The organism is Pseudomonas sp. TTU2014-080ASC, assembly GCF_001446935.1.
GTDB lineage: Bacteria > Pseudomonadota > Gammaproteobacteria > Pseudomonadales > Pseudomonadaceae > Aquipseudomonas.
In genome coordinates this window covers 477289-501110 of record NZ_LKKK01000001.1, presented here as the reverse complement: position 1 = coordinate 501110, position 23822 = coordinate 477289, and the positions used below count along the sequence as shown (strand labels likewise).

Below are 23822 nucleotides of genomic sequence, written 5' to 3'. Positions count from 1 at the left end.
GTTCGTTTTCTAACAGGCGGAGGTGTCTGTGTTTGATTGGGGGGATTTGCGTTACTTCCTTGAGTTGCACCGCACCGGCCGATTACTGGCGGTAGCCAAGCGGATGGACACCACTCACGCCACAGTGGCGCGGCACATTGAGCAGCTTGAACGCGGCTTGGGCACACAGCTTTTTGTGCAACATACCGGTGGCTACCAGCTGACTCCGGCAGGGCAGGCGCTGCTGCAGCATGCAGAGGCAATGGAGAACACCGCGTTGCTGGCGCAAGAGGAGCTCAGCCAGAGTATTTCACCGCTTGGCCAGGTGCGCATTGGCGTTACTGAAGGGCTGGGCAACGGTTTTCTGGCGCAGCGTCTGGGCGGCCTGCTCAAGCAATATCCGGGGTTGGAGGTTGAGCTGGTCTCGGTGCCTCGCTTTGTCAGTATCACCAACCGGGAGGCGGATATCGCTATCACTCTGGAGCAGCCTATTGCTGATTTGCTTATCTCCCGTTTACTTACCCGTTACCGTCTGGGGTTGTATGCCAGCCCTGCTTACCTCAGGGAGGCACCGCCACTACGCAGTCGCGAGGATTTGAACCAGCACGCATGGATTGGTTATGTGGATGATCTGCTGTTCACGCAGGAGCTGATGTTCCAGCAGAGTTTCTGCCGCCATCCGCAGGTGATCTTCCGCAGTACCAGTGTGTCTGCCCAACAGCAGGCAGCGCGTTCTGGCGTTGGTCTTGCGATCTTGCCGCACTTTGTCGGTGCGTATGATGTACAGCTGCAGGCGGTTTTGCCGGAGCTGTTTATTGAACGCAAATACTGGATGAGTACGCGCCGGGAGCTGCATCGCTCGGTGCGCTTGCGTTTGGTCTGGGATTATTTGCTGGGGCTGTGTGAGCAGGAGCAGGCGGTACTGATGGGCGGGAGCGGGGCGCACTAAGTCCGCCCCTGTGTAGGTTAGCCTGCGACCAGCACGCGGATCGCTTCGAGGCGCAACGCAGCTTTGTCGAGGAAGGCCAGGCCTTGTTCACGTTGCTGACGCAGTGCTTCGATCTCACTGTCGCGCACGCTCGGGTTGACCTTTTGCAGGGCAATCAAACGGGCCAGTTCCTCTTCGGTTTCCGAGGCCAAGCGGCGTTTGGCTTCTTCCACTCGCTGCTCGTGGCGCGGTGCGACTTTGCCTTCACCGCCATTGATCAGTGTGGCGAGGCTGTCACGCTGAGCCTGAACAAACTTATTGGCGCTGGCGCGCGGTACGCTTTCCAATTGATCGTTCAGGGTTTCGAAAGACACTTTGTGCGCCAGATCATTGCCGTTGGCATCCAACAGGCAGCGTAGCGCTACCGGCGGCAGATATCGGCTCAGTTGCAGAGCTTTGGGTGCGACGGCCTCACTCACATAGAGCATTTCCACCAGCACGGTGCCTGGCTTGAGGCCTTTGTTCTTGATCAGTGCCACGCCGGTGTTGCCCATGGAGCCGGAGCGCACCAGATCCATGCCGCCTTGCACCATAGGGTGTTCCCAGGTGAGGAATTGCATGTCTTCACGGGCTAGCGCCAGTTCGCGGTCGTAGGTGATGGTGACACCTTCATCGCTGCCCAGCGGGAAGCTCGCATCCAGCATTTTTTCGCTGGGGCGCAAGATCAGAGCGTTCTCGGAGTGATCTTCACTGTCGATACCAAACGCGTCGAACAGCTGTTCCATGTAGATCGGCAGGGCGAACTGGTCGTCTTGCTCGCGGATTGCTTCGACCAGGGCTTCGCCTTCGCCAGCGCCACCGGAATTCAGTTCCAGCAGGCGGTCGCGGCCGTCGTGCAACTCGCTTTCCAGGCGCAGACGTTCGTCACGTGCTTCTGCAACCAGTTTTTCCCACGTGTCATCGTCGCCGCCTTCCAGCAGCGGCAGCAGGCGGCTGCCGAACTGATGCTGCAGGGCATTACCCGTCGGGCAGGTGGCGAGGAACGCGTTGAGTGCCTGGTGATACCAATGGAACAGGCGCTCTTGCGGGCTGTTTTCCAGATATGGCACGTGCAGCTGGATACGGTACTTCTGACCGATACGGTCAAGACGGCCAATCCGTTGCTCAAGCAAATCCGGGTGGGCAGGCAGATCGAACAGCACCAGATGATGGGCAAACTGGAAGTTGCGCCCTTCGGAGCCGATTTCGGAGCAGATCAGCACCTGCGCGCCAAACTCTTCGTCCGCGAAGTAGGCGGCGGCTCGGTCTCGCTCAAGGATGCTCATGCCTTCGTGGAATACGGTGGCTGGAATGCCTTTGAGCACACGCAGGGCATCTTCAAGGTCCATGGCCGTTTCGGCGTGGGCGCAGATCACCAGCACCTTGACCTTTTTCAGCATCTTCAGCGTGTCGATTAGCCACTCGACACGAGGGTCGAATTTCCACCAGCGCTGCTCTTCATCCACATCCGGCTGGGCCTGATAGGCCACTTCCGGGTACAGATCAGCGTGCTCGCCCAGCGGCAGCTCCATGTATTCATCCGGGCTTGGCAGCGGGTAAGCATGCAGCTCTCGCTCAGGGAAGCCCTGTACAGCGGCACGGGTGTTACGGAACAGCAAACGGCCGGTGCCATGGCGGTCCAGCAGCTCGCGAACCAGACGCTGCGAGGCTTCGGTATCGCCCGCGCTGACAGCGCTCAGTAGTTCTTCGGCTTCTGTGCCGAGGAAGTCGCGGATTGTCTTGTTTGCAGCGTCTGACAGGCGGCCTTGGTCGAGCAGCTCCTGTACCGCTTCAGCAATCGGCTTGTAGTGCTCGCTTTCGGCGCGGAAGGCCTGCAGGTCGTGGAAACGGTTTGGATCCAGCAGGCGCAGGCGCGCGAAGTGGCTGTCCAGGCCCAACTGCTCAGGTGTTGCAGTCAGCAGCAGAACACCGGGAATGACCTGCGCCAGCTGTTCAACCAGCGCGTATTCCGGGCTGGCTTGCTCTGGGTGCCAAACCAAGTGGTGCGCTTCATCGACTACCATCAGGTCCCAGCCTGCAGCAAATAGCGCGTCCTGAGCGTTTTCGTCTTCGCGTAGCCATTCCAAGGCGACCAGTGCGAGCTGGCAGTCCTCAAATGGGTTGCTGGCGTCGCTCTCAAGGAAGCGCTCAGCATCAAACAGCGCCACTTCGAGGTTGAAGCGGCGGCGCATTTCCACCAGCCATTGATGCTGCAGGTTTTCAGGCACCAGGATCAGGACGCGGCTGGCGCGGCCACTGAGCAGCTGGCGGTGAATGATCAGGCCCGCCTCAATGGTTTTACCCAAACCGACTTCATCAGCCAGCAGAACCCGTGGCGCGATACGGTCAGCGACTTCGCGGGCGATGTGCAGCTGGTGGGCAATCGGTTGGGCGCGTACGCCGCCGAGGCCCCAGAGAGTGGATTGCAGTTGCTTGCTGGTGTAATCCAGTGTGCGATAGCGCAGGCCAAACCATGGCAGTGGGTCAATCTGGCCAGCAAACAGGCGGTCGCTGGCCAGACGGAATTGAATGAAGTTGGACAGCTGGGTTTCCGGCAGGGTGACGTCTTCGTTTTGCGCGTTGATGCCGTGGTAAACCAGCAGGCCGTCGATGTCGTCCACTTCCTGAACGGTCATCTTCCAGCCTTCGAAGTGGGTGACTTCATCACCCGGAGAGAAGCGCACGCGGGTCAGGGGGGCGTTACGCACTGCATATTGGCGCGTCTCACCTGTAGCCGGGTAGAGCATGGTGAGCATGCGGCCGTCCTGCATCAGTACGGTCCCCAGACCCAGTTCTGCCTCGCTGTCACTGATCCAGCGTTGCCCCGGTTGATACTGCGCCATGCTTTTCTCCCGCGTAAAAAAGCTGGGTATATTAACGCAGCACAGCCGCTGGCCAAAGGCGCAATGATGAACGTAGTGCACTTTGTGGGGCGGCTAGCGGTCAATAAGAGACCGTGTTTACGGTCTGAAGTGAAGAACTTTGCAATAGTGTCGCGCTTAAATGTGTGACGAATGGTAGGTAAAGTCATCTCCGACGCAGTTAAATGCCGGATGCTGGAGGTTGTAAAGGATGCTGCCACCAATTCCTCAGGGGCTTGTGCCTGTTACCGCACAGCAGGATGTGGTCAAACCACGACCTGATATCCAACCGGTCACCCCAGCGGCTGAAAGCGCCAAGGAAAGCGGCGTCAGCTTGGATAAGCGGCATCCGCAAGAAGCTGAGATGTTGCTGCGTGAGGAGCAACGCAGGCGTCAGCGCCGCCGGGGCTACACGCCGCAGGAAATCGCTCAAGGCGATATCGCCGAGGAGGATTTCGATAAGCTGAAGGATCTGCCCAGGCAGGGGTTGTGGGTGGATATAGAGGTTTGAGGGTGTAGAGGGCGGGCTCTTCCTTGATTGACTGTGGAGCTGCCCGCAGGATTTATCAGAGGCCAGTGTCGATGAATAGCAAGCCGGTTGTACTGGATTACCCGGACGCTGATCTGACTCTCTATCCGGGATGGCTGACAGAACCGCTTGCAACGCAGTGGCAGCGCCAGATAGTTGCGCAGACCGCCTGGCAACAGCCTGTACTGAAGCTATTTGGTAAGGAGCACCCGACGCCGCGTTTGGTTGCTTGGCATGGTGATGAGGGCGCGAGTTACCGCTACTCTGGCCACACCCATCAGCCCATGCCCTGGACGTCCGTGCTTGAGGCTATGCGTGAGCGCCTGCAGGCCACCATCAACCACCCACTCAATTCCGTCTTGCTCAACTTATATAGGGATGGACGGGACTCTATGGGGTGGCACAGTGATGATGAACCAGAGCTTGGCACGCAGCCTGTGATCGCCTCCGTGAGTTTGGGGGCAAGCCGCCGTTTGGATCTGCGTCGCAAAGGGCAGAAGCGTATTGAGCACTCAGTTCAGCTGGAACATGGTTCGTTGCTGGTAATGCGGGGGCCAACCCAGCATCATTGGCAACATCAAGTTGCTAAGACGCAACGCTGCAATACACCCCGCCTGAATCTGACCTTTCGATTGATAAATAGCCCGCTATGAGTAACGAACCCAAGCTGATCGACTTTTCTGCCGAGCGCGACAAGCGCATCCATGATTTGCATGAGAAGCGCCTGAATGAGGTGCGCTCTGCCTTTGAGCAGGCACTGCCGCTGCCGAAAGGCAAAAAGAAAAAGCCTGCTAAAAAGCCGAAAAAGCGCTGATTTCTGCTCTGAGAGGGGCTGATTAGTTGATCTGGATCAGTTCATTAACCTCTCTGTCAATGCCGCTGGATGGCTGTTGATCTGGATCAATTAGCCCCGGCGTTGCCCTGTTAAGGTGGAGCCATTCCCAAACGGGTTAAGCCACAAACAGGAGGCACCATGTTCATCGATACAGTCGTTCTCGCAGGTATTGGCACTGTCGGTTTGATGGTCGCTTTCGTCGGTGCGGTTGGTTATTTCATCTGGCAGGACGCTCGCAAACGCGACAGCAATAAAAGCTGAATCCTGCCGATTCAGGGGCACGCAAGGCAACTTGGGGCGACTTTGTCGCCCTTTTTTTTCGTCTGCGTTTTGAGCTTTTTACGCCTGTTAGCTGACCGTCTCGGCTGGCAGGCCGTGGCTGCCACCCGCTTTGGCGGATAGGTAGTGGCGCAGGGCGTTTTGCTGTTCCTCATCCATGTACAGGCCGAGTTTGCTGCGTCGCCAGAGGATATCTTCTGCCGTGACCGCCCACTCCTGCTCGCACAGGTAATCGACTTCCCGCGTGTAGAGCCCCGCGCCTAGGTGTTCGCCCATGTCGCTGAGGTTCTTGATGCCGTTTAGCATGCTCCAGGTGCGCGAGCCGTAGGTGTGGGTCCAGCGCTGGGCAATGCTGAGGGGCAGCCAGTTGAAGCTGGTCCGGATGCTGTCGGTCAGTTCGCTGGTGCTGGTCAGTTGTTCTGCTCCCGGCAAGGGAGCCTTGTCGGTCCAGGGTTGGGACATGCTCGGGAAGAACTCACTGAGCTGCTGCATGGCTGACTCGGCGAGTTTGCGGTAGGTCGTCAACTTGCCACCGAACACGGACAGCAGCGGTGCGCCCGCGCTCTTTTCGCTTAGGGCGAGGGTGTAGTCGCGGGTCACGGCTGAGGGATCATCTGATTCGTCGTCACACAGCGGGCGTACACCTGAGTATGTGCTGATGATGTCGGCGCGATTAATCTGCTTTTTGAAATGGTTGTTGACCACGCTGAGAAGGTAGTCGACTTCCTCATCGCTGATGCGCACTTGGGCAGGGTCGCCGGTGTATTCCTTATCTGTGGTGCCGATCAGGGTGAAGTGTTCGTGATAGGGGATGACAAACACGATGCGGCGGTCTTCGTTCTGCAGAATGAACGACTGCGGCAGATCGTAGAGTTTCGGCACGATGATGTGACTGCCCTGAATCAGACGGATGCCGTAGGGAGCTTTCAGTTGCAGGTCATCGCGGATAAAGCTGGACACCCATGGACCGGCAGCGTTGACCAAGGCGCGGGCGCGCAATGTGTTGAGACGGCCGTCAGCGTGCTGCACCTCGACTTGCCAGAGTCCGTCAACGCGCCGGGCGCTGACGCAGCGGGTACGTGTATGGATGTGAGCGCCCCGCTCACGGGCGGCCATGGCATTGAGCACTACCAAGCGAGCGTCGTCCACGGTGCAGTCGGCGTATTCGAAACCACGGCTGATCTGGGACTGCAACGGATGGTCAGGGCCAAAGCGCAGGCTGCGCGACGCGCCCAGAGTTTTGCGTTTACCCAGGTAGTCGTATAGGAACAGGCCGCAGCGAATCATCCAGGCTGGGCGCAGGTGAGGGCGGTGCGGCAGGATAAAACGCATGGGTTTGACGATATGCGGTGCCTTGCGCAGGAGGACTTCGCGCTCGGCCAGTGCTTCGTGAACCAGACGAAACTCGTAGTGCTCCAGATAGCGCAGGCCGCCATGGATCAGTTTGCTGCTGGCTGAGGAGGTGTGGCTGGCCAGATCGTCTTTTTCGCAAAGGAAAACAGACAGGCCACGCCCAGCAGCATCTGCTGCAATGCCAACGCCATTGATTCCGCCGCCGATTACCACCAGATCATAGGTGTCTGCTACTTGGGCTGCGGGTGTCTGGGTGTTGGGCATGGCGGGTCTCCTGATTGCGCCGGAATATCGAAAGTGAACATCAATGTTCGTATTCGAAAATACTAGCTCAGCAGAAAGCTTCCAGCCAGTCTGAATCTCCAGTTAAGTGGCTGCAGATGACAAACGGATGATCAGAAACGAAAACAGGCAGCTGCGTGCTCTGACTTAAACCACGTCCAGGCGAATTTTGTGCTGGTGCAGCAATTCGCAGAACGCGGCTGAAGGCGGCTGATCTGTTACCAAGCTGTGGACCAGGCTGATTGGGCCAAGGCGCACCATGGCGTTGCGCCCGAACTTGCTGGAGTCGGCTGCCAGGATGGTTTGTCGGGCGTTATGGATGATGGCCTGGGAGACCCGGACTTCCTGATAGTCGAAATCCAACAGGCTGCCGTCATCATCGATACCGCTGATGCCGACGATGGCGTAATCGACTTTGAACTGCTGAATAAAGTCCACTGCTGCCTGGCCCACCACGCCGCCATCACTGCGGACGGTTCCGCCTGCCAACAGCACTTCGAAATCATCTTTGGCGCTCAGTAGGGCGGCTACGTGCAGGTTGTTGGTGATGACCTTGAGTGCGGTGTGGTTGAGCAGTTCGCGGGCAATGGTTTCTGTGGTGGTACCGATGTTGATGAATAGCGAGGCGTGATCAGGGATCTGGTTGGCAATAGCTTGGGCGATACGCTGTTTTTCGTCGCGCATCTGATCGGCGCGCATGGCGTAATCGGTGTTTTCAATGCTGGAGTCGTAGGCAGCACCGCCATGGTAGCGGCGTAGTAGGTTCAGCTCGGCGAGCTGGTTGATATCGCGGCGGATGGTTTGCGGGGTCACGACGAACAACTGGGCCATTTCCTCGATGCTGACGTAGCCACGTTCGCGTATCAGTTCGAGAATGTTGTGTTGGCGTGGCGGCAGGTTCATGGACCATCCTTATGTGGCATCGGCAATGGCGCTCATCATCAATAAAAGCAAGTGCGACTACAAGGTGGGCTGGACAAGCCGCTGCACAGCGCTGGCAGCGGCTTAGTAGCAGTAGCCAGGCTTAATGATCTTGCCAGTTGCGGGTGCGTTCGATGGCTTTTTTCCAGCCCGCGTAGAGCTGCTCTTTTTCCGCTTCGCCCAGTTGCGGCTGGAATTCGCGCTCAATAACGGCTTTGTCGCGCAGCTCATCCAGACTGCCCCAGAAGCCGGTAGCCAGGCCTGCAAGATAGGCAGCGCCAAGGGCTGTGGTCTCACGCATCTGTGGGCGCTCGACCTTGGTGCCGAGAATATCGGCCTGGAATTGCATGAGGAAGTTGTTGGCGACAGCGCCACCGTCCACACGCAATGCGCTCAGGCGTTCGCCGCAATCCTGCTGCATGGCGTCCAGCACGTCACGAGTCTGGTAGGCGATCGATTCCAGTGCGGCACGGATGATGTGATCAACCTTAACGCCACGGGTCAGACCAAATAGGGCGCCCCGAGCGTAAGGGTCCCAGTAAGGCGCTCCCAGGCCGGTAAAAGCAGGGACCAAGTACACGCCATTGCTGTCTTTGACTTTGCTGGCGAAGTAGTCGGTGTCGTAGGCGTCATTGACGATTTTCAGTTCATCACGCAGCCACTGCACGGTGGAGCCGCCATTGAATACCGCGCCCTCAAGTGCGTAAGCCGCCTCACCGCGTGGTCCGCAGGCCAGTGTGGTGAGTAGGCCGTGGGCGGACTTAACGGCCTTCTTGCCGGTGTTCATCAGCAGGAAACAGCCGGTGCCGTAGGTGTTTTTGGCTTCGCCGGGGTTAACGCACATTTGCCCGAAAAGTGCTGATTGCTGGTCGCCGGCGATCCCGGCGATGGCGATGTTGCTTTTGGTGTAGCCGTACACCTCAGACGAAGGACGGGCTTGCGGCAGCATCTGGCGTGGGATGTTGAGGATCTGCAGCATCTTCTCATCCCACTGCAGGGTGTTGATGTTGAAGAGCATGGTGCGCGAGGCGTTGGTGTAGTCGGTGACATGCACTTTGCCGCCGCTGAATTTCCAGATCAGCCAGCTGTCGACGGTACCGAACAGCAGGTCGCCTTTTTCCGCGCGCTCGCGGGCACCTTCAACATTGTCCAAGATCCACTTGAGTTTGGTTCCCGAGAAGTACGGGTCGGTGACCAGACCGGTTGTTTCGCGGATGTAGTCTTCGTGTCCGTCGCGTTTGAGCTGCTGGCAGATTTCGGTGCTGCGGCGGCACTGCCAGACAATGGCGTTGTAGACCGGGCGGCCAGTGTGTTTGTCCCAAACTACGGTGGTTTCACGTTGGTTGGTAATGCCGATTGCAGCGACCTGATCATGGCTGATCGAGGCTTGAGCCAGTGCTTCAACCATGGTCGCACTCTGGGTGGCGAAGATTTCCATGGGGTCGTGCTCAACCCAGCCGCCTTGCGGATAGTGTTGAGCAAACTCACGCTGAGAGAGGCCAACCACGTTGGCGTTGCGATCAAAGATGATGGCGCGAGAACTGGTGGTCCCTTGGTCAAGGGCGATGATGTAGTTCTTGTTCTGACTGTCTGTCATAGCAGTGGCCTTGCAGCAAGTGTAAGTCGTGTAGCAAACCGGTTAGGCATGCGCGTTGTTCTGCGGGCTCGGTTCGGCCTTGGCAGTAGGTGAAACGGGGGCGGGCAAGTGGCGGGCGATGAGAATTCGATACAGCGCCGCGCCCAGACAGGCACCGACAATGGGCGCAAAAATCGGTACCAGAAAGTAGGGCACTGAACGGCCGCCAGTAAAGGCTACATCACCCCAGCCTGCAAAGTAGGTCATCAATTTAGGTCCGAAGTCGCGGGCCGGGTTCATGGCAAAGCCTGTGAGCGGTCCCATGGCACTGCCGATTACAGCAATCAACAGGCCAATCAGCAGGGGAGCCAGTGCCCCGCGCGGCAGGCCGTTGCTGTTGTCAGACAGAGCCATGATCACCGCCATCAGAATAGCGGTGATCACCACTTCAACAAGGAATGCCTGGCCGACTGAAATCGCCGGATGCGGGTAGGTGGAAAATATCGAGGCCAGTTCAAGGCTGGCCTGGCTACCTCGGACCAGATTGTGGCTCTGTTCATAGTTGATAAACAGATTGCTGTAGAGGTAGTAGACCAGTGCGGCGGCACAAAACGCACCGGCAATCTGGGCGAGGATATAGAAGGGTACTTTGCGCTTTTCGAAACCGGCAAACAGGCTCAGGGCGATGCTCACCGCAGGATTTAAGTGCGCACCGGATACACCGGCGCTGAGGTAAATCGCCATGCTGACGCCCATCCCCCAGATGATGCTGATTTCCCATAAGCCGAAGCTGGCTCCAGCCACTTTTAGGGCTGCCACACAGCCGGTGCCAAAAAAGATGAGAAGTGCAGTGCCTAAAAATTCGGCGGTGCACTGACCGAGAAGAGTAGGGGCGGGGGCAGTCATGACGGGCGCTTTCCTTGTTGTTGTGAGACTGGATGGCGCGCCAACAGCAGGAGCGGTGAGGGACCGCCTTAAGGCAACCATCCAGGTCATGTGTAATGTCCATATTTTCGAAAACGAAAAATAAATCGGTTAAATGATGCTGTCAAAGATCGAAAGTGAACATATGTGCCTATCTGACCGGTGGCGCTGGGTTTAGGTCCGTAGAAAAGTCGGCTAATGCATTGGGTGCTATGGAGTCATTTTAAGTTTTGTCCTAGATTGGTCGACTTGTCTTTATGAGCCATTGGGGATTGGGGATGACTCCAGCGTTGGATCTCCTGAAAAAGCGTCGTGTCGACCATCAGGTTCACAGTTATGAGCACGACCCAAAAGCGCCGTCTTATGGTCTTGAGGCTGCGGAAAAGCTTAATCTGAACCCCGCGCAGGTTTTTAAAACGCTGCTGGCGGCCAGTGAAAAGGCCGAACTGTTGGTGGCAGTGGTCCCTGTTGCTGGCTCACTCGATTTAAAAGCGCTGGCTCATGCAGCTGGTGTAAAGAAAGTTGAAATGGCTGATCCTGCTGCGGCTCAGCGGGCAACTGGGTATTTGTTAGGTGGGATTAGTCCGTTGGGTCAGAAAAAGCGCTTGCGCACTTTTATAGATGACTCGGCACAGCAGCATCCATCGATCTATGTAAGCGCCGGTCGGCGTGGCCTTGAGGTGCAGCTGTCTGCTCACGAGCTGGCTGAATTGGCCGGGGCGCAGTTCGCCGCAATAGGGCGGGAATGAGGGGCTCGCTAAAGACAGCTCGCATGCTAAGAGCTATAACTATCTGAATTGTTAGTAACAACGTGCCACGCAGATTTAAGGAAGCGTGGCTCTCATTCAGGCTTGAGCCTTGGATTGTGCATGTCGTTTATACGATTGCTGGCTACTCATGGACTGCTTCTGCTGCTGATCGGCTACTCCGAGCTGTCACGCAGTGAGACCTTGAAAATCGCTGCGGACGAGTGGTGCCCGGTCAATTGTGAAGAGGGTTCGGAGAGGCCCGGCATTTTTGTCGAGCTGGCCCGCGATATCTTCGCTGAGTTCGGCATTCGCGTTGAATATCAGACCATGAATTGGGCGCGCACCCTGCAGTTAGTCCGGCGAGGCGGGCTTAATGGCGCCATCGGTGCCGGCGTCGAGGATGCCCCGGACTTTCTTTTTCATGACGTGCCGATGGCAATGTCGCGCAACTGCTTTTATACGCGCCTGGACTCGACCTGGACGTGGGGCGGCGTGAATTCATTGGATGGCCAGACGCTGGGGGTCATCAACGACTACAGCTACGGTGACATCCTCAATACTTACATCAGTGCTTACCGCAACGATGCGTCGCGGGTTCAGCTTGCGTCCGGTGACCGCGCGTTGGCATTGAGTTTGGGCAAGCTGCAGCGTAAGCGTCTGGATGTGGTGCTGGAGAATCCCTGGGTGGTTGAGGCGATGCTGGCAAAAAAGGGGCGCGCAGGCACTGTTCGCGAGGCCGGTTGCCGCAGCCCGGATGTGCCTATCTACATTGCGTTCTCTCCGGTGCTGGAGTCCAGCGTGCGCTACGCCAAGATCTTCGATGAAGGGATAAAGCGCTTCCGTGCAGACGGTCGCCTCAAGGCGTTGTTTGACGCTTACGGCGTGACTGAGCACTGATTCTGACCCGCCACTGTTGGCGTTTTTTTGCCCCTGACTGTGTCAGGTGCAGATGGGCAGCCTTGAGGCATACTCCTGAGCTTTAAAGGAGCCCATATATGGCACTCAACTTCTATCAAGTAGATGCGTTTACCCATCGCCCGTTCGCAGGCAATCCGGCCATCGTTTACTGCATGGAAAATTGGCTGAACGAGGCGCAGATGCAGCGCATTGCGGCTGAACACAATCTGGCAGAAACCGCCTTTGTTGTTAAAGAAGAAGCTCACTGGCGTATTCGCTGGTTCACGCCGGAAGTAGAGGTGCCTCTGTGTGGCCATGCCACGCTTGCCTCTGCCTATGTTCTGTTTGAGGTGTTGGGTGAGGGCGCAGAGACGATCGAGTTTGTCAGTGCTTCTGGCCCTTTGCGCGTGAGTCGGCAGGGTGAGCAGTTGGTGCTGGACTTTCCGCTGCGGGAGTTGACTGCTCAAGCCATTGATGGGGCAGTGGAGCGAGCTTTGGGTGTACCGCTTGAGGCTCTGCTGGCGCTGGAAAGCGAAGGCCGGATTCAGGAGTTGATGGCTGTTGTAGGTTCTGAGTCGCAGGTGCGTGACTGCCAGCCTGATCTTGACGCTGTGGCACAGCTACCGGGCTCTGGGTTGATTGTGACGGCTGTTGGTGAACAGCATGATTTCGTCTCCCGCTACTTTGCTCCTGCCATCGGTATAGACGAAGACCCGGTGACAGGCTCAACCCATTGCATGCTGACGCCTTACTGGGCGCAGCGACTCAACAAGAGTTCGCTCAGTGCGCGCCAGTGCTCAGCCCGTGGCGGAGAGTTGCAGTGTGAGTTGGTGGGCAACCGGGTCAGGATTGCCGGGCATGCGGTGTTGGTAGCGCAGGGGCAGTTGTTGGCGGCGCTGTGACGCTCAACTGCTGCTGTAGCGCCTGACACCGCTTTCGCTGAGATTTACCTGCGCCGCGATGCTGCCCTGAGCTGGAAACAGAACCAAGTGATCAGCCTCGACGCGAATGCCCACAGACTGGCCCGGTTGGTGATCGGCATGACTGGGGAAGATCGCTTCCAGCTGTGTGCCGGTGCTTAGTTGCAGGCGGTACAGGGTGGCAGCACCGAGGAAGGTCTTGCCCACTATCATGGCTTTAAGGTCGCTGTCAGGCGCATAGACGATGTCGTCAGGGCGTAGCAGGACATCCACTGCGCTGCTGAGAGGCAGGCTGTACGCGCGATCGCCCTGGATGATGCCAAGTTCGGTCTGGACCGAATCCGGGCTCAGCAACTGGCCGCGGATAAAGTAACCCTGGCCGATAAAGCTGGCGACAAAAGGCGTGTGCGGTTCGTGGTAGAGGTTATAGGGCGTGTCCCACTGCTCCAGACGGCCTTCCTTAAAGACCCCGACCTGATCACTTACGGCGAAAGCCTCTTCCTGATCGTGGGTGACCAGAATCGCGCTGGTGCCACGCAGTTTTAGAATTTCCCGAACTTCGTGACTCAGACGGCGACGCAATTCGCCATCCAGGTTGGAGAAGGGTTCATCCAGCAACAGCAGTTGAGGTGATGGCGCCAGTGCGCGGGCCAACGCTACCCGTTGTTGCTGGCCGCCGGATAGCTCGTGAGGGTAGCGCTTGCTGAGGTGGCCTAGCTTGACTAGCTCGAGCAGCTCGTCCACCACTTTTTCGCAATTGGCCTGCTTACGAATACCAAAGCCGACGTTCTCCGCGACCGTCAGGTGTGGGAACAGGGCGTAGTCCTGAAACACCATGCCAATCCGGCGTTTTTCCGGAGCCAGGGTGAACCCTGCTTTGGAGATCACACCGCCAGCCAGCTCAATCTCACCGGCGTGTACCGGTTCAAAACCGGCAATAGCCCGAAGTGTTGTGGTTTTACCGCAGCCCGAAGGCCCTAGCAGGCAGCCGATATCGCCTGCATTGAGGTGCAGGTTGAGGTTTTGGACAACCTTGTGGCTATCGTAACTGCAGCTCAGGTCCCGCAGGTTCAGCAGTGCCTGGCTCATGCGTGGTGATACGCCGGTTCTACCAGGAATTCGAGCAGTGCTTTCTGCGCATGCAGGCGGTTTTCAGCCTGATCCCACACAGCCGAGCGCGGATCATCGAGCAAGTCTTCGCTGATTTCTTCACCGCGATGAGCTGGCAGGCAGTGCAGGAACAGTACGTCTTCTGCGGCACAGTCCAGCAGAGCGCGGTCGACCTGATAAGGGCGGAATTGCTTGATACGCTCAGCCGCTTCCTCTTCTTGGCCCATCGACGCCCACACGTCGGTGCTGATCAGATGTGCTCCGGCCACAGCTTCGCGTGGGTCACGAAGTACTTGAACACGGTCACCGGCTTCAGCCAGCAAACGGGCATCCGGCTCATAGCCTTCCGGGCATGCGACCCGCAGCTGGAAGTCAAACTGGATAGCTGCCTCGATATAGGAGTTGCACATGTTGTTGCCGTCGCCGATCCACGCGGCGGTCTTGCCTTTAATGCTGCCGCGATGCTCCTGATAGGTCTGCATATCGGCCAGCAGCTGGCACGGGTGCAGGTCATCGGACAGGCCGTTGATCACCGGTACACGGGAGTTGGCGGCAAAGTCGGTCAGGGTGCTGTGGGCGAAGGTGCGGATCATCACCACGTCGAGCATGCGCGACATAACAATCGCAGCGTCACCAATCGGTTCACCACGGCCCAACTGAGTGTCACGCGGCGACAGAAAAATAGCCTGGCCGCCCAACTGAATCATGCCGGCTTCGAAAGACAGGCGGGTGCGGGTAGAGGCTTTCTCGAAGATCATGCCCAGCACGCGGTTTTTCAGAGGCTCAAACAGGACGCCTCGGTTGCGCAGGTCCTTCAGCTCCATGCCTCGGCGGATCAGGCCGTTGAGTTCTTCCGGCGTGCAGTCCTTAAGGGAGAGAAAGTGTCTAGCGCTCATCGATAACTACCTTTTAACAGCTGGGCGCAGGTCCAATGGCTTTCTCAAACGGAAGAAACAGCAGAACCTGCGGCTGGGGGCCGCATATTGCGACGAAACGGGGAAACATCGATCTTATAAGCAACTGATAGGGCAGTACAACTCAGCCAACACTCCAGTGCTGCAAATTTTAGTCGGATTGTTCGGTTTCCTAAGGTTTGAGGAGGGCTGGAGTTTGTCGGCTAAGCAATTGTGTCGCAGCGTAAGGCCGAGCATTGCGCTCGGCTTTTATATACAATGCCGCCACCGTGCCGACCTGTGGGTCGGGTTAGTCAAGTTCTGAGGTGCCCCATGGATATCATCGAAACCATCAAAGAGCAGATCGCCAACAACACTGTCCTGCTGTACATGAAAGGCTCGCCAAACGCTCCGCAGTGCGGCTTTTCCGCTAAGGCTGCTCAGGTTGTGATGGGCTGTGGTGAGAAGTTCGCTTACGTCGACATCCTGCAAAACCCGGAAATCCGTGCCAACCTGCCTAAGTACGCAAACTGGCCGACTTTCCCGCAGCTGTGGGTGAGCGGTGAGCTGGTAGGCGGCAGCGATATCATGGTTGAGATGTTTGAGAAGGGTGAATTGCAGTCCCTGATCAAAGGGGCTGTGCAGGGCACCAACGCCTAAGCCTCTTGTGTTGAAAAAGACCGATGCCTGTGCATCGGTTTTTTTTCGCCTGCAGTTCAGGATTGGCAGGCATAAAAAACGGGAGCCTTGGCTCCCGTTTTCGGAATAGGACGGTTACTCGTCCATTTGCGACTGCAGGTAGTTTTGCAGGCCGACGGCATTGATGAGGCTCAGTTGGGTTTCCAGCCAGTCAATGTGTTCTTCTTCTGAGCTGAGGATGTCTTCGAGCAGCTCGCGGCTGGCGTAATCACCAACGCTTTCGCAATAGGCAATGGCGGCTTTGAGGTCGGCGTGGGCTTTGTGCTCAATCTTCAGGTCGCACTCAAGCATTTCCTGGGTGTTTTCACCGATCAGGATTTTGCCGAGGTCTTGCAGGTTGGGCAGGCCTTCGAGGAAGAGGATGCGCTTGATCAGCTTGTCCGCATGCTTCATCTCGTCGATGGACTCGTGATACTCGTGCTCGCCGAGCTTCTTCAGGCCCCAGTCTTCGTACATGCGGGCATGCAAGAAGTACTGGTTAATTGCGACCAACTCGTTACCGAGGATCTTGTTCAGATGCTGGATGACTTTCTTGTCGCCTTTCATGTCTGCTTCTGCCTTGAAGAGGAGGGGATAATGCAGGATTCTGGCTCGCACCCGATCGGCTGTCAAACCTAAGTAGTTGAATTTAAAGTTAAATTTAATGTGAATGAGAAGGCTTTAGTTCTGCATCTAAACGCTAAGGCATTGATTACAGATACAAAAAAGCCGGACGCAAGGTCCGGCTTTTAAGAAGAGCGTGAATTAGGCAGCGACGAATGTTGCTGGATAGGCGAGAGCGGCTTGACTGTTTTGCACGTCGCTGAGTGTTTCACGAACCACCTGCTTGGCAAGGCAGGCGCATTTTCCACATTGGGACGCAATGCCGAGGCTGGTGCGCACTTCACGATAACTGCAGCAGCCTTCGTAAATGGCTTCACGGATCTGACCGTCAGTAACACCTTCGCAAAGACAAACGTACATGGATCACGCTCAAGTAGTGTTTGGAGAGTGGTCGAGATACTAATGTGAATGAGAATGGTTGTCAAAGGCATTCTCTCATAATTGTCCTACCGTTCAGCGTGCCAATTTCACGGTTGTTTTCTGGCGGCTAATAGAAGAACTGGGCGGAGGTGGAGAGGGCTGACAGATGGCGTTGGGGCGTTTCAGATAAGTGTCGGGTTTTTGTCGCTCCAAGCCGTTTTAGCCTGAAATCGTTTGCCGCGCGGTGGCAGATTGGCGGAAATCCTTTGCCGCTTGGCAATTAAGAGAGCTGCGATATCCGGATAACTCATTGATATATAAGGGTTCTTTATTGTGGCACAACCTTTGCTTTGCTGGTTGCGACGACTTCCATTACGGCAACCAGAATAGGTTTCTGACCATGAGCATTAACTTCGATCGGGCACTGGGTATCCATGAGAAGGCCTTGGGCTTCCGCGCGCAGCGTGCCGAGGTTCTGGCTAACAACATTGCCAATGCTGACACCCCCAACTACCAAGCGCGCGATTTGACCTTCGCCAATGTGCTGGCGGCGCAAAGCGCCAAAAACGACAAAGGGCACATCAGCCTGGATCGTACAAATGCCAAGCACATTGCTGGTGAAGGGGTTGGTATCGGAGATGGTGACTTGGATTACCGCATACCGTTGCATCCTTCTATTGATGGCAACACGGTCGACCTGCAGATCGAACAGTCAAATTACGCAGAAAACTCGGTCAACTTCCAGGCCAGCTTCACTCTGCTTAACAGCAAATTCAAAGGGCTGATCGGTGCCCTGCGCGGCGAATAACAGGAGCCTGAACCATGTCTCTTCTTAGCGTATTCAACATTGCCGGTACTGGCATGAGCGCCCAGAGCACTCGTCTCAACACCATCTCCAGCAACATTGCCAACGCCGAAACGGTCTCTTCCAGTATTGATCAGACCTACCGTGCACGGCATCCGGTGTTTGCCACCATGTATCAACAGGCTGCTCAGCAGGGGGGCGATCGTGGATCGCTGTTTGCTGATCAGGATAACGCCGGTGTTGGTGTGCAGGTCTTGGGCATCGTTGAGGATCAGAGCACGCTGATGCCGCGCTACGAGCCGAACCACCCCTCGGCAGACGAAAACGGCTATGTGTACTACCCGAATGTGAACGTGGTGGAAGAAATGGCAGACATGATCTCCGCCAGTCGTGCTTTCCAGACCAACACCGAAATGATGAATACCGCCAAGCAAATGATGCAGCGTGTGCTGACATTGGGCCAGTAAGCGGCGGATCAGGAGTGCAACGTAGATGAGCACGGTTAGTAACGTTACGGGTTCTGTGCTTGATCAGTACCAGATCAAGCAGGAGAACGGTGCCAAGTCCGATGAACTCGGCAAGAACCAATTTCTAGAGCTGCTGGTTGCACAGTTGAATAACCAGAACCCACTTGAGCCTCAGGGCAATGGTGAATTTATCGCTCAGCTGGCTCAGTTCAGTCAGGTCGAGGGGGTTGAAAAGCTCAACACCAGTATGGAGGCGCTGCTGACGGGCTATCAGTCCTCGCAAGCATTGCAGGCGTCTTCAATGGTTGGGACCAAGGTTGTTATCCCAACAGATAAGGCCGTGGTGGACACCAGTGAAAGCTTTAAGGCGAGCCTGGTGCTGCCCATCAGTAGTGGCAACGTTTACGTCAACGTTTATGACCAGGCAGGGGCAGCGGTTGGGCGTGTCAATCTCGGTGCTCAAGAAGCTGGCAATGTCAGCTTCATCTGGGATGGCAAGGATGCTAGCGGCAATACGTTGCCGCCGGGCACATACAAATTTGAGGCACAGGCCAGTTATTCAGATGGGACTAAGGGCTTGTACACGATGCTCCCGGCGAATGTGGATAGCGTCACGCTGGGTGGTTCCGAGTTGGTGTTGAACTTGGCCGGGATTGGCAGTGTTCCGCTCTCGCAAGTTCAGGTTATCGGTCAGTAGTTTTCAGTTTTTGCTCGCCGGCTGGTCGGCATAGGAGTTTTTTATGAGTTTCAATATCGGTCTCAGTGGCCTGCGTGCTGCCAACAATGACCTGAACGTAACCGGTAATAACATTGCCAACGCAGGCACTGCTGGCTTCAAATCTTCACGTGCCGAGTTTGCCGATGTATACGCAGCCTCTGTGTTGGGTACGGGCAAAAATCAACAAGGCAGCGGTGTGATGCTGGGGGATGTTTCTCAGCAATTTAACCAAGGCAACATCAATTACACCCAGAATCCGCTGGATCTGGCGGTGAATGGCAACGGCTTTTTCATCACCAGTGATAACGGGGCGATCAGCTACACCCGTGCCGGGTATTTCGGCACTGACCGTGATGGCTACATCGTCAATAACTTCGGCCAGCGCTTGCAGGGGTATGCCGCTGATATCGACGGCAACCTGATCAAGGTTCAGGCTGATCTGCGTATTCAGGTGGATCAGCAGGAGCCTAAGGCGACTACTCAGGTCGCGCAAAAGCTCAACCTCAACTCGACTCAGGTTCGCCCGACCAATGCAGGGACAATGCTGGCGCCGACTTTTGACCCCAGTGACCCCTTGTCATACAACGAGTCAACTTCAACCAACATTTATGACGCCCAAGGTAATGCCCATGTCATGACCCAGTACTTCGTTAAAAACGAAGCACCGGCTAACAATGGCTGGACCATGCATGTGTTGATCGATGGGGTTAACCCGGCTGATCCGTCGAGCGATCAGCCTTTCAGCTACAGCCTGGATTTTGACGAGGCTGGCCAGCTTAGGGAGCCCGCTTTCACTCCTCTGGTTGTCAGTGTTCCGCCGCAGCTGACAGACACGCCTGCAATTCCGGTTGATGCACCGAATGGTGTGTTCGCTCTGCCTCAAGGTACTTGGCAGCCGGCTGAGGCGGACCCTGCGAATCCGGGAACCATGGTGCCCAATGGTGCTGCGGCTTCTCCGATTACGTTCGATATGCGTGGCACGACCCAATATGCAGCTCGCTTTGGTGTGAACTCCATTAATCAGGATGGCTTCACTACCGGCCAGCTGTCTGGTCTGGAAGTTGATGACAGTGGTGTCATTTTTGCTCGTTACACCAATGGCCAGTCCAAGGCTCAAGGTCAAATATTGCTGGCTAACTTCGCCAACATTCAGGGGTTGACGCCGGTAGGGAAAACTTCCTGGGTGCAAACTCATGAGTCCGGGGAACCCGCAATCGGCGAACCGATGAGTAGTACTTTGGGGGCGCTACAGGGCGGGGCGCTGGAGGATTCCAACGTCGAGCTGTCTGACCAATTGGTTAACCTGATTGTGGCCCAGCGTAACTATCAAGCGAACGCTAAAACCATCGAAACTCAGAGTGCAATTACGCAGACCATCATCAACCTGCGTTAAGGCTTTGACGCTTGGTGAGGCGTGTCGGTTGTTTTTTGCTTCACGATGCATTCAAAGCGTCATAAAAAAGGCTCCTGCGGGAGCCTTTTTCTATTTAAGTTAATAAAATCAGTGCCTTGCGTTCCATTTGTTGATTTGGCACATCCTTTGCTTAATAGCCTGTATTGAGCAAAGGGCGATGGCCCACGCGGAGGATCAACATGGACAAGATGCTTTACGTCTCCATGACTGGGGCGCACCAGAACACGCTGGCTCAGCGTGCCCATGCCAACAATTTGGCCAACATATCCACCACCGGCTTCCGACGGGATTTTGAACAGGCCCGTTCGATGCCTGTGTTTGGTGACAGTTTCCCGGCGCGGGTTTACGCGATGAGTGAGCGTCCAGGGACTGATTTCACCCCTGGCTCACTGCAGGAGACCGGGCGCGACCTGGATGTGGCTGTGGGTGGCAAGGGTTGGATCGCTGTCCAGGCACCAGATGGCGGTGAGGCTTACGTACGGACTGCCAGCCTCAATGTTGATGCGCTCGGGGTGTTGCGTACCGGCAATGGTTTGCCGGTGTTGGGCAATGCCGGGCCGATTGCCATTCCACCAGAGCAGAAAATTGAGATCGGTGCTGACGGCACCATCTCCATTCGTGCGTTGGGCGAGGCTCCCAATGTGCTGGCCGAGGTTGACCGCATCAAGCTGGTCAACCCCGATCTCAAACAGATGGAGAAGGGGCAGGACGGCATGATCCGCTACACAGGGCAGGGCCTTGTTGAGGCTGATGCTACGGTGCAGGTGACGTCGGGTTTTCTTGAGTCGAGCAACGTCAATGCCGTCGAAGAAATGACAGCCATTCTGTCTCTGTCCCGCCAGTTCGAGCTGCAAGTGAAGATGATGCGCACCGCCGAGGATAATTCCTCAGCCATGGCCCGCGTCTTGCAGATGACCTGATGATCACAACGCGGCGACGTTAAACCGTCGCCCGAGGAGAAACGCTATGCTTCCAGCACTTTGGGTCAGCAAGACGGGCCTCACCGCCCAGGACATGAACCTGACCACCATTTCCAACAACTTGGCCAACGTCTCGACCACTGGCTTCAAACGCGATCGTGCGGAATTTGAAGACCTGCTGTACCAGATCCGTCGTCAGCCGGGTGGCCAGTCCACGCAAGACAGTCAACTGCCTTCCGGTCTGCAATTGGGTACCGGTGTGCGGGTGGTCGGCACGCAGAAAGTGTTCACCGCAGGCAGCCTGCAAACCACCGAGCAGCCGCTGGACATGGCAATTAATGGCCGTGGCTTCTTCCAGATTCTGATGCCGGATGGCACGGTTTCTTACACCCGTGACGGTAGCTTCCATTTGAACTCCGACGGTCAAGTGGTGACTTCCAGTGGCTATCCGCTGGAGCCAGCCATTGTGCTGCCGAACGAAGTGCGCACCTTCACTGTGGGTGAGGACGGCACGGTATCTGTGACCACGGCGGGTGATCCGCAGGCGCAGATCATCGGCAACCTGCAAACCGCTGACTTCATCAACCCGGCGGGCCTTGAAGCGATCGGCAACAACCTGTTCCTGGAAACCGCAGCCAGTGGCGCGCCACAAGTCGGTACACCGGGCTTGAACGGTTTGGGCACGACGCTGCAGAACACCCTGGAAAACTCCAACGTGAGCGTGGTGGAAGAGCTGGTGAATATGATCACCACCCAGCGCGCCTACGAGATGAACTCCAAGGTCATCTCCACAGCAGATCAGATGCTGGGCTTTATTTCGCAGAATCTTTAATCGCTGAAATGCGCCGGCACTGACTGGCGCAGGCAGAACAGGTTGATCCGGCGCGTATTGCCGGTTCTGGCAAGACATGAGGTAAGTAATATGAAACGGCTTGTAACTCTCAGCGTAGTCATTGGCTCTCTGGCTTTGAGTGGCTGTATGGCACCTTCGCCGAAGCCGAATGACCCTTATTACGCGCCGGTCATGCCACGTACACCACTGCCTGCTGCCCAGAACAACGGCGCTATCTATCAGGCTGGTTTTGAAAATGGTCTGTTCACTGACCGTAAGGCTTACCGTGTGGGTGACATCATCACCATCACCCTGAACGAGCGCACTCAGGCGAGCAAAAACAACAACAGCCAATTGTCCAAAGATAGTTCCGGCAGCCTGGGCGTGCCTAACCTGTTTGGTATGGCGGTTGCGCCGAAGAACCCGCTTGCCGGTCTCAGTGCGCTGGGGATGACTGGCGATAACCTGGACCTCAGCGCTGACTGGGATGCAAGCCGTGCCAACAAGGGCTCCGGTCAAGCCGGTCAGAGCAACAGCCTGAGCGGCTCAATCACCGTATCTGTGGCTGAAGTGATGCCCAACGGCATTCTGCTGGTACGCGGCGAGAAGTGGATGACCTTGAATACCGGTGATGAGCTGGTGCGTATTACCGGCCTGGTGCGTGCTGATGACATCGCCACTGACAACACCGTGTCATCGACTCGTATCGCTGATGCACGTATCACTTATTCGGGCACTGGTGCCTTTGCAGATGCCAGCCAGCCAGGCTGGATGAGCCGGTTCTTTATGAGCCCGCTGTGGCCGTTCTGAGGATGACCAGCATGACGTTTATCAAGTACCTGCTTGCCGCCTCTGCCGCACTGATTATCAGCTCGACGGCCCAGGCTGAGCGCCTTAAAGATCTGGCCAGCATTCAGGGTGTACGGACCAACCAACTGATCGGCTATGGTCTGGTGGTGGGCCTTAACGGCACCGGCGACCAGACCACTCAGACGCCTTTTACCGTGCAGACCTTCAACAACATGATGGCGCAGTTCGGCATCAAGGTGCCGCAGGGCGGCAACGTCCAGTTGAAGAACGTAGCGGCTGTATCCATCCATGCTGATCTGCCTGCTTTCGCCAAGCCTGGCCAGACTATCGATGTCACCGTATCGTCCATCGGTAATGCCAAAAGTCTGCGTGGCGGCAGCCTGCTGATGACACCGCTGAAAGGTATCGACGGCAACGTCTATGCCGTGGCGCAGGGCAACCTGGTCGTCGGTGGTTTTGATGCTACAGGCGGCGACGGTTCACGCATCACGGTTAACGTGCCGTCGGCTGGCCGTATCCCGGCTGGTGCCACGGTTGAGCGTCCGGTGCCGAGCGGCTTCGATCAGGGCAATACTCTGACCCTGAACCTGAATCGCCCTGACTTCACCACGGCGAAGAACATCGTCGATCACATCAACGATCTGCTCGGCCCTGGGGTTGCTCAAGCCATTGATGGTGGCTCGATTCGGGTGACCGCGCCGCTGGACCCAAGCCAACGTGTCGATTATTTGTCGATTCTGGAAAACCTCGAAGTGGAAGTCGGGCAGGCGGTGGCCAAGGTCATCATTAACTCCCGCACAGGCACCATCGTGATTGGCCAGAACGTGCGCGTGCAGCCAGCTGCCGTGACCCACGGCAGTCTGACTGTGACCATCACCGAAGACCCGATTGTGAGCCAGCCGGAAGCGCTTTCCGGTGGCCAGACCGCAGTGGTGCCGCGCTCCCGCGTCAATGCAGAAGAGGAAGCCAAGCCAATGTTCAAGTTCGGCCCGGGCACCACGCTGGATGAAATTGTACGTGCTGTGAATCAGGTAGGCGCTGCGCCTTCCGACCTTATGGCCATCCTCGAAGCGCTGAAACAAGCGGGCGCTTTGCAGGCTGATCTGATCGTGATTTGAG

The 23822-nt window shown here is 56.6% G+C and carries 26 protein-coding genes; 17 read left to right on the top strand and 9 right to left on the bottom strand.

Annotated features, from left to right (window positions below; genetic code table 11):
• The first annotated feature begins 28 nt into the window (after positions 1 to 28).
• A complete protein-coding gene (locus AO726_RS02300) occupies positions 29 to 928 on the top strand; it encodes a LysR family transcriptional regulator (RefSeq protein ID WP_058066427.1) in 900 nt (299 codons plus the stop codon).
• Between the two features lie 17 nt (positions 929 to 945).
• Here AO726_RS02300 and rapA read toward each other — a convergent pair whose 3' ends face one another.
• A complete protein-coding gene (rapA, locus tag AO726_RS02295) occupies positions 946 to 3789 on the bottom strand; it encodes an RNA polymerase-associated protein RapA (protein ID WP_058066426.1) in 2844 nt (947 codons plus the stop codon).
• A 229-nt stretch (positions 3790 to 4018) separates the two neighbouring features.
• On the opposite strand from rapA, the gene AO726_RS02290 reads away from it, so the two are divergent.
• From AO726_RS02290 to ccoM, 4 genes are all read left to right on the top strand, one after another.
• Positions 4019 to 4318: a hypothetical protein gene (locus AO726_RS02290; protein ID WP_058066425.1), complete on the top strand. Its 300-nt coding sequence runs from the start codon at positions 4019 to 4021 to the stop codon at positions 4316 to 4318.
• A gap of 71 nt (positions 4319 to 4389) precedes the next feature.
• A complete protein-coding gene (locus tag AO726_RS02285; RefSeq protein ID WP_058066424.1) occupies positions 4390 to 4989 on the top strand; it encodes an alpha-ketoglutarate-dependent dioxygenase AlkB family protein in 600 nt (199 codons plus the stop codon).
• Positions 4986 to 5150, top strand: a complete 165-nt coding sequence (locus AO726_RS21255) for a hypothetical protein (RefSeq protein ID WP_162838884.1) — start codon at positions 4986 to 4988, stop codon at positions 5148 to 5150. Before AO726_RS02285 ends, AO726_RS21255 begins: the two co-directional genes overlap by 4 nt.
• A gap of 159 nt (positions 5151 to 5309) precedes the next feature.
• Positions 5310 to 5432: a cytochrome c oxidase subunit CcoM gene (gene ccoM, locus AO726_RS21490; protein WP_058066423.1), complete on the top strand. Its 123-nt coding sequence runs from the start codon at positions 5310 to 5312 to the stop codon at positions 5430 to 5432.
• 87 nt (positions 5433 to 5519) lie between these two features.
• Here ccoM and glpD read toward each other — a convergent pair whose 3' ends face one another.
• The 4 genes from glpD to AO726_RS02260 form a co-directional block, all read right to left on the bottom strand.
• Positions 5520 to 7067, bottom strand: a complete 1548-nt coding sequence (gene glpD, locus AO726_RS02275; protein ID WP_058066422.1) for a glycerol-3-phosphate dehydrogenase — start codon at positions 7065 to 7067, stop codon at positions 5520 to 5522.
• Between the two features lie 165 nt (positions 7068 to 7232).
• The gene (locus AO726_RS02270) at positions 7233 to 7988 is read right to left on the bottom strand and encodes a DeoR/GlpR family DNA-binding transcription regulator (RefSeq protein ID WP_058066421.1); all 756 of its coding nucleotides are present in this window, start codon (positions 7986 to 7988) and stop codon (positions 7233 to 7235) included.
• A 121-nt stretch (positions 7989 to 8109) separates the two neighbouring features.
• Positions 8110 to 9603: a glycerol kinase GlpK gene (gene glpK, locus AO726_RS02265; RefSeq protein WP_058066420.1), complete on the bottom strand. Its 1494-nt coding sequence runs from the start codon at positions 9601 to 9603 to the stop codon at positions 8110 to 8112.
• Between the two features lie 42 nt (positions 9604 to 9645).
• Positions 9646 to 10488 carry an MIP/aquaporin family protein gene (locus tag AO726_RS02260; protein WP_058066419.1) on the bottom strand — a complete coding sequence of 281 codons (843 nt, stop codon included), beginning with the start codon at positions 10486 to 10488 and terminating at the stop codon, positions 9646 to 9648.
• Between the two features lie 296 nt (positions 10489 to 10784).
• On the opposite strand from AO726_RS02260, the gene ybaK reads away from it, so the two are divergent.
• From ybaK to AO726_RS02245, 3 genes are all read left to right on the top strand, one after another.
• A complete protein-coding gene (gene ybaK, locus AO726_RS02255) occupies positions 10785 to 11255 on the top strand; it encodes a Cys-tRNA(Pro) deacylase (RefSeq protein WP_058066418.1) in 471 nt (156 codons plus the stop codon).
• A gap of 120 nt (positions 11256 to 11375) precedes the next feature.
• Positions 11376 to 12152, top strand: a complete 777-nt coding sequence (locus AO726_RS02250) for a substrate-binding periplasmic protein (protein WP_082629027.1) — start codon at positions 11376 to 11378, stop codon at positions 12150 to 12152.
• Positions 12153 to 12250: 98 nt separating this feature from the next.
• Entirely contained in the window at positions 12251 to 13054 is an 804-nt protein-coding gene (locus AO726_RS02245; protein ID WP_058066417.1) for a PhzF family phenazine biosynthesis protein, read from the top strand.
• A 3-nt stretch (positions 13055 to 13057) separates the two neighbouring features.
• On the opposite strand, the gene AO726_RS02240 is transcribed toward AO726_RS02245, so the two are convergent.
• The gene (locus AO726_RS02240; RefSeq protein ID WP_058066416.1) at positions 13058 to 14161 is read right to left on the bottom strand and encodes an ABC transporter ATP-binding protein; all 1104 of its coding nucleotides are present in this window, start codon (positions 14159 to 14161) and stop codon (positions 13058 to 13060) included.
• The gene (gene argF / locus AO726_RS02235) at positions 14158 to 15078 is read right to left on the bottom strand and encodes an ornithine carbamoyltransferase (RefSeq protein ID WP_058066415.1); all 921 of its coding nucleotides are present in this window, start codon (positions 15076 to 15078) and stop codon (positions 14158 to 14160) included. Before argF ends, AO726_RS02240 begins: the two co-directional genes overlap by 4 nt.
• 330 nt (positions 15079 to 15408) lie before the next feature.
• On the opposite strand from argF, the gene grxD reads away from it, so the two are divergent.
• On the top strand, positions 15409 to 15735 hold the full coding sequence (gene grxD, locus AO726_RS02230; protein WP_058066414.1) for a Grx4 family monothiol glutaredoxin: 327 nt from the start codon (positions 15409 to 15411) through the stop codon (positions 15733 to 15735).
• Between the two features lie 114 nt (positions 15736 to 15849).
• Here the strand turns inward: grxD and bfr are convergent, their stop codons facing one another.
• Positions 15850 to 16320 (bottom strand): bacterioferritin, encoded by a 471-nt coding sequence (bfr, locus tag AO726_RS02225; RefSeq protein WP_058066413.1) that lies wholly within the window; start codon positions 16318 to 16320, stop codon positions 15850 to 15852.
• Between the two features lie 198 nt (positions 16321 to 16518).
• The gene (locus AO726_RS02220) at positions 16519 to 16737 is read right to left on the bottom strand and encodes a bacterioferritin-associated ferredoxin (RefSeq protein WP_058066412.1); all 219 of its coding nucleotides are present in this window, start codon (positions 16735 to 16737) and stop codon (positions 16519 to 16521) included.
• Between the two features lie 400 nt (positions 16738 to 17137).
• On the opposite strand from AO726_RS02220, the gene flgB reads away from it, so the two are divergent.
• The 8 genes from flgB to AO726_RS02180 all read left to right on the top strand — a co-directional run bounded on the left by flgB (position 17138) and on the right by AO726_RS02180 (position 23821).
• Positions 17138 to 17545: a flagellar basal body rod protein FlgB gene (gene flgB / locus AO726_RS02215; protein WP_058066411.1), complete on the top strand. Its 408-nt coding sequence runs from the start codon at positions 17138 to 17140 to the stop codon at positions 17543 to 17545.
• Positions 17546 to 17559: 14 nt separating this feature from the next.
• Entirely contained in the window at positions 17560 to 18009 is a 450-nt protein-coding gene (flgC, locus tag AO726_RS02210; RefSeq protein WP_058066410.1) for a flagellar basal body rod protein FlgC, read from the top strand.
• A 25-nt stretch (positions 18010 to 18034) separates the two neighbouring features.
• A complete protein-coding gene (locus AO726_RS02205) occupies positions 18035 to 18706 on the top strand; it encodes a flagellar hook assembly protein FlgD (RefSeq protein WP_058066409.1) in 672 nt (223 codons plus the stop codon).
• Positions 18707 to 18749: 43 nt separating this feature from the next.
• Complete coding sequence (flgE, locus tag AO726_RS02200) at positions 18750 to 20120, top strand: flagellar hook protein FlgE (protein WP_058066408.1); 1371 nt, start codon at positions 18750 to 18752, stop codon at positions 20118 to 20120.
• 200 nt (positions 20121 to 20320) lie between these two features.
• Entirely contained in the window at positions 20321 to 21061 is a 741-nt protein-coding gene (locus AO726_RS02195) for a flagellar basal body rod protein FlgF (RefSeq protein WP_058066407.1), read from the top strand.
• 46 nt (positions 21062 to 21107) lie between these two features.
• A complete protein-coding gene (flgG, locus tag AO726_RS02190) occupies positions 21108 to 21893 on the top strand; it encodes a flagellar basal-body rod protein FlgG (RefSeq protein WP_058066406.1) in 786 nt (261 codons plus the stop codon).
• A gap of 90 nt (positions 21894 to 21983) precedes the next feature.
• Positions 21984 to 22703: a flagellar basal body L-ring protein FlgH gene (gene flgH / locus AO726_RS02185; RefSeq protein WP_058066405.1), complete on the top strand. Its 720-nt coding sequence runs from the start codon at positions 21984 to 21986 to the stop codon at positions 22701 to 22703.
• 11 nt (positions 22704 to 22714) lie between these two features.
• Positions 22715 to 23821 carry a flagellar basal body P-ring protein FlgI gene (locus AO726_RS02180; protein ID WP_058067070.1) on the top strand — a complete coding sequence of 369 codons (1107 nt, stop codon included), beginning with the start codon at positions 22715 to 22717 and terminating at the stop codon, positions 23819 to 23821.
• The last annotated feature ends 1 nt before the right edge of the window (position 23822 follow it).

Excerpts from the sequence above, each read along its gene's own strand:
- rapA (WP_058066426.1), bottom strand. The coding sequence starts at position 3,789 with ATGGCGCAGTATCAACCGGGGCAACGCTGGATCAGTGACAGCGAGGCA.
- AO726_RS02290 (WP_058066425.1), top strand. The coding sequence starts at position 4,019 with ATGCTGCCACCAATTCCTCAGGGGCTTGTGCCTGTTACCGCACAGCAG.
- AO726_RS02285 (WP_058066424.1), top strand. The coding sequence starts at position 4,390 with ATGAATAGCAAGCCGGTTGTACTGGATTACCCGGACGCTGATCTGACT.
- AO726_RS21255 (WP_162838884.1), top strand. The coding sequence starts at position 4,986 with ATGAGTAACGAACCCAAGCTGATCGACTTTTCTGCCGAGCGCGACAAG.
- ccoM (WP_058066423.1), top strand. The coding sequence starts at position 5,310 with ATGTTCATCGATACAGTCGTTCTCGCAGGTATTGGCACTGTCGGTTTG.
- glpD (WP_058066422.1), bottom strand. The coding sequence starts at position 7,067 with ATGCCCAACACCCAGACACCCGCAGCCCAAGTAGCAGACACCTATGAT.
- AO726_RS02270 (WP_058066421.1), bottom strand. The coding sequence starts at position 7,988 with ATGAACCTGCCGCCACGCCAACACAACATTCTCGAACTGATACGCGAA.
- glpK (WP_058066420.1), bottom strand. The coding sequence starts at position 9,603 with ATGACAGACAGTCAGAACAAGAACTACATCATCGCCCTTGACCAAGGG.
- AO726_RS02260 (WP_058066419.1), bottom strand. The coding sequence starts at position 10,488 with ATGACTGCCCCCGCCCCTACTCTTCTCGGTCAGTGCACCGCCGAATTT.
- ybaK (WP_058066418.1), top strand. The coding sequence starts at position 10,785 with ATGACTCCAGCGTTGGATCTCCTGAAAAAGCGTCGTGTCGACCATCAG.
- AO726_RS02250 (WP_082629027.1), top strand. The coding sequence starts at position 11,376 with ATGTCGTTTATACGATTGCTGGCTACTCATGGACTGCTTCTGCTGCTG.
- AO726_RS02245 (WP_058066417.1), top strand. The coding sequence starts at position 12,251 with ATGGCACTCAACTTCTATCAAGTAGATGCGTTTACCCATCGCCCGTTC.
- AO726_RS02240 (WP_058066416.1), bottom strand. The coding sequence starts at position 14,161 with ATGAGCCAGGCACTGCTGAACCTGCGGGACCTGAGCTGCAGTTACGAT.
- argF (WP_058066415.1), bottom strand. The coding sequence starts at position 15,078 with ATGAGCGCTAGACACTTTCTCTCCCTTAAGGACTGCACGCCGGAAGAA.
- grxD (WP_058066414.1), top strand. The coding sequence starts at position 15,409 with ATGGATATCATCGAAACCATCAAAGAGCAGATCGCCAACAACACTGTC.
- bfr (WP_058066413.1), bottom strand. The coding sequence starts at position 16,320 with ATGAAAGGCGACAAGAAAGTCATCCAGCATCTGAACAAGATCCTCGGT.
- AO726_RS02220 (WP_058066412.1), bottom strand. The coding sequence starts at position 16,737 with ATGTACGTTTGTCTTTGCGAAGGTGTTACTGACGGTCAGATCCGTGAA.
- flgB (WP_058066411.1), top strand. The coding sequence starts at position 17,138 with ATGAGCATTAACTTCGATCGGGCACTGGGTATCCATGAGAAGGCCTTG.
- flgC (WP_058066410.1), top strand. The coding sequence starts at position 17,560 with ATGTCTCTTCTTAGCGTATTCAACATTGCCGGTACTGGCATGAGCGCC.
- AO726_RS02205 (WP_058066409.1), top strand. The coding sequence starts at position 18,035 with ATGAGCACGGTTAGTAACGTTACGGGTTCTGTGCTTGATCAGTACCAG.
- flgE (WP_058066408.1), top strand. The coding sequence starts at position 18,750 with ATGAGTTTCAATATCGGTCTCAGTGGCCTGCGTGCTGCCAACAATGAC.
- AO726_RS02195 (WP_058066407.1), top strand. The coding sequence starts at position 20,321 with ATGGACAAGATGCTTTACGTCTCCATGACTGGGGCGCACCAGAACACG.
- flgG (WP_058066406.1), top strand. The coding sequence starts at position 21,108 with ATGCTTCCAGCACTTTGGGTCAGCAAGACGGGCCTCACCGCCCAGGAC.
- flgH (WP_058066405.1), top strand. The coding sequence starts at position 21,984 with ATGAAACGGCTTGTAACTCTCAGCGTAGTCATTGGCTCTCTGGCTTTG.
- AO726_RS02180 (WP_058067070.1), top strand. The coding sequence starts at position 22,715 with ATGACGTTTATCAAGTACCTGCTTGCCGCCTCTGCCGCACTGATTATC.